The following is a 7,250-nucleotide window of genomic DNA, read 5'->3' on the forward strand; positions in this document are numbered from 1 at the left end:
ATCGTCTGGTAAAGAGTGCATTGCAATCATTAACCTAAAGCTGCACTGTGAAAAATTTAAAGCTGTACTGTAAAAATAACATCTTTACCCGCAACGACACTGCCTTGGGCTTTGTCGAGGTATTTAATGTCTTCCATATTCGCAAGTACGACAGGCGTTAGTAAGCTGTCGACTTGATCTTTAAGGTAATCAAGATCAAACGACAAAATAGGATCGCCGACTTTAACTTCTTGGCCTTCTTCGGCTAAGCGTGTAAAACCTCTTCCCCTGAGTTCAACTGTGCCCACACCAAAGTGGACAAATAATTCTAAACCTTGGGGTGATTCAATACTGAATGCGTGATTAGTCTCGAAAATTTTACCAATAGTGCCGTCGATAGGTGCAAGAATTAATTCACCTTTTGGGGCGATAGCGATGCCATCACCAACAATTTTTTCGGCAAAAACCACATCGGGAACCTTTTCGATTGCCACAATATCGCCTGATACTGGCGCATATACCATGATACCGCCCGCTAATTGAGACTGACCCGATACCAAGCGCCTTATTCGGCTTAAAAATCCCATAATGTCATGCCTCTTATACTTGTTTTGGTCATCGTTTTTATTCTATAGATGCAGCATAACGAATAAATGTCTCTATTTATAGCTTGTTATACACTGCTGCAGGTTTGAAATTCTATCTTGTTGTAATGCGGTGTGTGCCAGTGCGGTAAATTGTTGCATATTGCCTTGGCAAATCGCCGCTTTCACTTCTAAGAGCGAGCTTAAGTTAACACTGAGCTCATCTAATCCCATACCAATGAGCAGTGGCGTAATATGCGGTGAGCTGGCGATTTCGCCGCAAAGTGAGACTTTTACATGGGCGGCTTTAGCTTGGATTATGGTCATGTTAATTAACGCTAAAATGGCAGGGGACAGAGAAGGATAATCGCGGGTTAATTGCGGGTTAGTTCTATCTGCGGCCATCGCATATTGGGTTAAGTCATTCGTGCCAATGCTGACAAAATCAAGCCTTGGTAACATAGCGCCTAAATTCAGCACTGCTGCGGGAGTTTCAACAACGATGCCATAACTGAGTTCACCGTAGCCTTTTTCTTCCTCTTCTAAGGCATCTTGGCACTGGGCTATTAATGTAAATATCTCATCTAACTCTTCGACTTGATTAACCATAGGAAACATTAAGCGGATAGGACCATGGTTAGCGGCGCGCAAAATGGCTCTTAATTGGGTTTTAAATAATTCGGTGTGGGCTAAGGTGTAGCGAATACCGCGCAGGCCTAAAGCGGGATTATCTTCCTGTTCTTGGTACAAGCAGGGAAGCTTTTTGTCTGCACCGATATCTAACGTTCTAATCGTAAAGGTTTTACCGCCTAGCGCGTGCAGAGCTTCGCAATATAAGCTGTATTGGGCTTTTTCGTCGGGTAGGGTGCTCACGTTCATCAACATGAATTCAGTACGAAACAAACCGATGCCATCTGCACCGACATCACTCACATGGATGATGTCGTTCAGGTTACCCACGTTGGCCATTAACCCCACTTGGTGGCCGTCTAGGGTTTGTGCAGGGACATCTTTATAGGCTTGTAGTGCTGCGCGGCGCAGCTGTTCATGGTGAAAGGTAACCGTGAGTTTTGCCTGTTGTTCAGGATTTGGGTTAATACAGAGTTCACCATTAAGCGCATCGAGCACTAATGGTATGCCATTGGGGATGGCGTCGGCATCAAACTGGCAACTTAATATCGCAGGAATACCCGCCGCTCTGGCTAAAATAGCCGTATGGCTGGTTAAGCCACCAGTTTTAAGCACAATCCCACAGAGGTTTTCCCGGGGGAGTAATGCAAATTCAGCAGGGGTTAAATCTTGGGCTAATAATATCGTTGGCGTGTCGAATGTTGCAAAACCGGGGTCTAAATGGCCGTTAATGGCTGCCACGACTCTTTGGCCCAACGCGCGTACATCTTGAGCCCTATTAGCAAGATAAGGGTCGTCTAATGACTCTAGCTCATTAGCTTGATGGGCGAATATACGCTCGACCGCCACACTGGCGGACAATTGTAGCGTCCGAATAGCGTCATTAACTTGCTCAATTAACGCATCATCTTGCAATAAAAGTAAGTCAGCCTCAATCAATTGATAGTTATCTGAGTCGTGGCTTAATGTTGTTTGGCTATGCGTCAGCTGTGCTTGTAACTCTGTTAATGCTTTAACAAACTTACCCTGTTGTTGAGGGATTTTAGACAGGGGAATCGGACGATAATCAAGGTGATGTTCGGTGTGAATAAGGTGAAGCGCCTGACCAAAAGCGATTCCCGATGACACTATAATCCCCGTTATTGACATATTCATTCCTAAATTAACCACTGAACTGAGTGCTCTCTCGCCGATAGCGAGTCTAATTGAGTGCTGCTGAGTTTGTAAAGAGTGGGGATAAATGCATTAAAGCGTGACAATAATTGGACTAGCTTAGGGTAATAAGGAGTTCTGAAACCTTTTCTACCGCAGCTTGTGCTTGCTCACCTTCAGCAAATACTTTAACCGTTACGCCATAGTATAAACCTAAGGTTTGTAGTTTAAACAAACTCTTAGCACTGGCTTGTTTGCCATTACATTCGACAAGCACATCACAGTCAAAGGTTTTGGCTTCTTTGACTAATAGGGCCGCAGGACGAGTATGAATACCATGTTTAGCAATAATCGTGACTGTTTTTTCGTACATAGTGGCTGAACTCATATTTAAGGAGATATTACACGTCACTTTTGTGATTCTATGATGTGATAGCCCTGTTTTCTCAAGGCATCAATGGCAAGATTGAGCCGATTATATTTCACTAAAATATAATCAGTATCAAAGGTCGACATGGCAAAAATACTGATATGTTCGTCTGCTAAGGTACTCGTCACTTTAGATAAGAGACCTGTAGTCAAGAATCCAAGTGGACCTAGCACTTCAAAACAGCGCCAACCGTGTTCTTGCTCTAAGCTATCGAGTGTGACATCACTGTCAATAACCAAAGATAAGCCTTCTGGTGTTTTGCCAATGAAATAGATTTCTTGGGCAAACACTTCGCTGGGTAATACGGCATTCGGGCTAAAGCTATGGATGGTATATTGTTCGGGAAGAACAGCTAAGGTCATGCGCATGGCAATTACTCGTTAGGGTATTGTAACTAAAGCATACCGCATATCAAACCCAGAGTGTGACACTGAATTTGTATTGAGCTGCCTGCCTTATTGTCAACAGCAGGGCTTTAAAAATAACTTACTCAACAAAAGCTAATAAAAAGGGTGCTTAGTTGCACCCTTTTTAGTGAGTCATCATGTCGTTAGAGCATTAGATTTTAAACTGCCCTAAGGTACCTGACATACCTTGGCTAATGTCTTGCAGTGACTGCGCGGCATAGCGGTTACTTTCGTTAGCTTTAACCGAGACTTCAGTTAACTCAGAAATGTTACAAATATTGCGATTAATTTCTTCAGTTACAAGGGATTGTTCTTCAGTGGCACTGGCCAGTTGAGTATTCATATCACTAATATGTGCGATTAATTGCAGGATAGCTGCCATCGCTTTACCCGCTTCATAGGCTTGTGCTTGTAATTCATCGGATTGCAGTTGAGTCTGATTATTACTTTTCATCACTGAGCTCACGCCCGATTGGATTTCACTGATGATGTTTTGGATCTCATTCGTCGAAGCTTGCGTGCGAGTTGCTAGGGCGCGAACTTCATCAGCCACCACAGCAAAACCTCGGCCATGAGTACCCGCTCGCGCAGCTTCAATCGCGGCGTTGAGGGCTAGCAAATTTGTCTGGTCGGCAATGCTGCGGATCACATCGAGTATGTTACCTATTTGCTGAGAAGCCACAGCCAACTTTTGGGTAATGACTTCAGAGGCTTTTAATTCTGCCACCAGCTTTTCAGTATTATTGACCGTGTTATCGATCACTATTTGGCTTTGCTGCGCTTGATGTTTCACGCTGTTGGCTGCATCGGCCGCTTGTTGTGTGTTACTCGCCATTTCATGCGTGGTAGAGAGCATCTGATTGATTGCGGTGGCTACACTACTGGTTTCTTTGTATATATGGTCGGTACTTTGATTTGACTCTTCTACCGCAATTAACAGCTGTTTTGCATCAGTGTCTAATGCTTGGCCTAAAGGCTGTAATTGGCCCACCATGTCGCCAATTTTTTGGGCAAACAGATTAAAAGCGCGGGCGAGGTGGGCAACCTCATCTTTACCTTGGGTGCTAATGCGCTGACTTAAATCGCCTTCACCTTGGGCAATGTTTTCAAGGGCATCAATGGCATCATTTAAAGGCGAGGTAATAGAACGGTTGAGTACCAGAAAGAAAGCAAAAATTGGGACCGAAATCAAAAACATGATGATCAAGTAATCGATAATGATAGATTGCAAACTGGCTTTTACATCGCTTAAATAGGCGCCCGTTATCACCGTCCAGCCCCATTGCGGATAATAGCTGGCCTGTGCGAGCTTATCTTCTATGGCTCTAGTCATGGGATTGGCAATCGGATATTCGAGGGTGGTTTTCGATTGAGCCCGCGCTAATGGCAGCATAGTGGCTAATGGGTTGGTGCCATTAGGTAGCTTGAAATTTAATGCTGAGGTACCAACTAAGCTCGCGTTATCACCGTGGGCCAGAATTTGATTCTTATCATCAATCACAATGAAGTAGCCTGAGCCTGAATAGCGAGTCTGATTGATTAAGTTAGCTGCTGCTTTTTTAGCTCCATCTTCGTTAAACCTACCTTTAATGGCATCTTGATGGTATGCATCTATTATGCTTAATACGTTGGAGAGTTGACCATCGATCTGTAGCCATTTTTGCTCGATTAAATTGCTGTATTGTTCTTTAATCGAAAAGCTAGCAAAACAGACCGTGCCCAAAGCTGCCATAAGGAGCATCATCATTAAGCGTTGTAAAATGGTAAATCGGCGCAAAAATGTGATCATGGGTGTTCCTTAAGGTATTATTATTGAAGGTTAATATACCCGTGAATCATTTTTAATTGAATCACCTAATCTGTAAATTCAATTAACCCGCTTAATAAAGTTCAATTTATTTGATCTAAAGCAGATTATTAAGGAGAGTCAATTTGAATGTGTTTCTTTATTAGCCAGATTTGTTTTTGTGTCGCTATTTTTTAAGTTGCTTAGTTGACGACGTTTTATCTGTTCTATTAGATATCAACACGTTAGGTTTATGTTAACACCAGTAATATGATAGCATTAGGCTAATTAATTGTTTTAACTTTGATTTTTAACGCATTTACGCGCAATATTAACCCATTATTCAGTTTGAGAATCAATTATGACCAATAATACTATCGTAACGTCGGATGATATTTTACTGAAGCTGTGTCATTCAGTCGCCCACGTCTTATCCAGTACCAGTGCCAGTCATGTCACTCACGCGGGTATGGTGCAGAGTATTGCACGCACTCGCCTTAAGCCCGATCTTGGTTGTTTTTCAATTTTTGATGGTGGTTTTTCAGGGCTGGTAGTGATTAATTTTTCCTCATCTGCTGCAATTGAAATTTACCGTCGTTACATGCTGAATATGGGTATGCCTGAAGCTGAACTCGCGTTTTCACATACGTCGGATGAAGTAGGTAACGTGATAGGTGAACTGATGAACCAAATTTTAGGGGATTTTATTAATAAAATTTCTAAGGAATTACAAACATCGATCAGCCAAAGCCAGCCAAAAATGTTAACGATTAATAAAGAGTTAACTATTTCTATTGATGCAAATCTTGATGATGCTGTTGCTCGCAGAGTGTCATTTAGAACTGAAAATAATCATATTTTCTACCTTGAATTTGCCATGGACAAAACCGAGTTCATTCGTTTAGATGAGTTTGTATATGATGAAGAGTTCGATCCCGATAGTCTTTTAGAGCTGCACAGCACGATAGGGGTAAATAAGGGCTCAGCTTCAAATGTCTCGTCGTTGGTAAAAAATGTTGATAAGCCCGCAATCGCGATGCACGCAATTGATAATGAAGCCGATGATTTACTTGATCAACTTGGCATTTAAGCAGGAATAGTAGTGTAATACCAATCGTATTGGCTATGCAGGCACAGTTAACGTGAACATAGACTGATGTTAATGCATTCGTCTATAAAAGCTAATTGAACTGTTTTAGCATCATGGCAATATATGACTAAGGTAAAATGCTCTTTATGACACGATAGGGACCTCGATTGGTATCGCTTATCGTGCGGGTGTATCGCCGCCAATAGCGTCCAGCGCACCTACCAATCATCGACATGTTAATGTGGATATTTATCAAAATATTCAAGGTGTTGCTAAATTTTCTGATTGCAGGTTAAATGAAAATACCAGAATCGTCACACTCAAAATAGCCATACTTTGGCATTTAATGACTCGTGAGTTTATTCTTTTTTATCCGCTAGACTTTAACGGCGTGCTGACTTAAAAAGCGTGGTACATCGGCTTTGCTTTTCTTGGTCAGCTTTTGCAGTAATTCAAAGGTCGGTGAACAGAGGCCAAAATCTTGTTTTAGATCGGCTAGCATCGCCAGCCATAAATGGCCTGTCATTTCAGCATCGGCTAAAGCACGGTGAAAGGTGCCATCAGTGGGTAACTGTTTATAGCGCACTAAGGTGCCCAATTGATGGTTGGGTGCCGCTTGATATAAACGTCTTGCCACCAGTAAGGAGCAGCTAAATTGCCCAAGATAACGGTGGCGAATTTTAGCAAACTCGGCATCTAAAAAACGTTGGTCAAATGCTGCATTGTGGGCGACTAAATTATGATTGCCGATAAAGCGGGCAAAGCGCACCATCACTTCATCGCAAGGTGGCGCATCGCTGAGCATTTGATTACTGATCCCCGTATAGTCCTCAATAAAGCGACTTATTCTGAATCCCGGGTTCATTAACTCAGAAAATCTTTGGGTGATCACACCATCTTCAATCAACACCGCCCCGATCTCAATCGCGCGATCCCCTTGATAAGGCGATAGCCCCGTGGTTTCAAAGTCGAGTACGACCAAAGTGTTAGCGGCGGATTGAGGCATAGATCTTACCTTGGCTTTAAAATAATGAATCAACATTTGATGCAATAAAAGAAAATGCTTAGGGTCTGTTGATCTTTGCTGTACAAATGTTGCTCAGCAATACATCGGCAGCCACATTAACATAAACGCCAGTGACACCATACTGGCGTAATTTCTTGCTAGCTTGTCATATCTTGTTGATATTGC

General features: G+C 42.6%; 7 protein-coding genes and 1 pseudogene. 1 reads left to right on the forward strand and 7 read right to left on the reverse strand.

Annotated elements, in window-relative coordinates; translation table 11 throughout:
* Nucleotides 1-56: 56 nt before the first annotated feature.
* From crr to ACRN9H_RS03780, 5 genes are all read right to left on the reverse strand, one after another.
* Entirely contained in the window at nucleotides 57-566 is a 510-nt protein-coding gene (crr, locus tag ACRN9H_RS03760; protein ID WP_220774381.1) for a PTS glucose transporter subunit IIA, read from the reverse strand.
* A 72-nt stretch (nucleotides 567-638) separates the two neighbouring features.
* Nucleotides 639-2,342: a phosphoenolpyruvate--protein phosphotransferase gene (gene ptsP, locus ACRN9H_RS03765; protein ID WP_432312534.1), complete on the reverse strand. Its 1,704-nt coding sequence runs from the start codon at nucleotides 2,340-2,342 to the stop codon at nucleotides 639-641.
* A 118-nt stretch (nucleotides 2,343-2,460) separates the two neighbouring features.
* Nucleotides 2,461-2,718 carry an HPr family phosphocarrier protein gene (locus ACRN9H_RS03770; protein WP_220774380.1) on the reverse strand — a complete coding sequence of 86 codons (258 nt, stop codon included), beginning with the start codon at nucleotides 2,716-2,718 and terminating at the stop codon, nucleotides 2,461-2,463.
* A 35-nt stretch (nucleotides 2,719-2,753) separates the two neighbouring features.
* Complete coding sequence (locus tag ACRN9H_RS03775) at nucleotides 2,754-3,143, reverse strand: ACT domain-containing protein (RefSeq protein ID WP_432312520.1); 390 nt, start codon at nucleotides 3,141-3,143, stop codon at nucleotides 2,754-2,756.
* 190 nt (nucleotides 3,144-3,333) lie between these two features.
* Nucleotides 3,334-4,971 carry a methyl-accepting chemotaxis protein gene (locus ACRN9H_RS03780; RefSeq protein ID WP_432312521.1) on the reverse strand — a complete coding sequence of 546 codons (1,638 nt, stop codon included), beginning with the start codon at nucleotides 4,969-4,971 and terminating at the stop codon, nucleotides 3,334-3,336.
* A gap of 358 nt (nucleotides 4,972-5,329) precedes the next feature.
* Between ACRN9H_RS03780 and ACRN9H_RS03785 the strand changes: the two genes are divergently transcribed.
* Nucleotides 5,330-6,058, forward strand: coding sequence for a DUF3334 family protein (locus ACRN9H_RS03785; protein ID WP_432312522.1), 729 nt, complete (start codon nucleotides 5,330-5,332; stop codon nucleotides 6,056-6,058).
* Nucleotides 6,059-6,434: 376 nt separating this feature from the next.
* On the opposite strand, the gene ACRN9H_RS03790 is transcribed toward ACRN9H_RS03785, so the two are convergent.
* Together ACRN9H_RS03790 and ACRN9H_RS03795 are read right to left on the reverse strand one after the other, a co-directional pair.
* Entirely contained in the window at nucleotides 6,435-7,064 is a 630-nt protein-coding gene (locus tag ACRN9H_RS03790) for a 3'-5' exonuclease (RefSeq protein WP_432312523.1), read from the reverse strand.
* Nucleotides 7,065-7,157: 93 nt separating this feature from the next.
* Nucleotides 7,158-7,250: pseudogene (locus tag ACRN9H_RS03795) on the reverse strand (IS5/IS1182 family transposase); the annotation flags it as partial.

It is taken from the genome of Shewanella sp. MF08487, assembly GCF_050848685.1.
GTDB lineage: Bacteria > Pseudomonadota > Gammaproteobacteria > Enterobacterales > Shewanellaceae > Shewanella > Shewanella glacialipiscicola.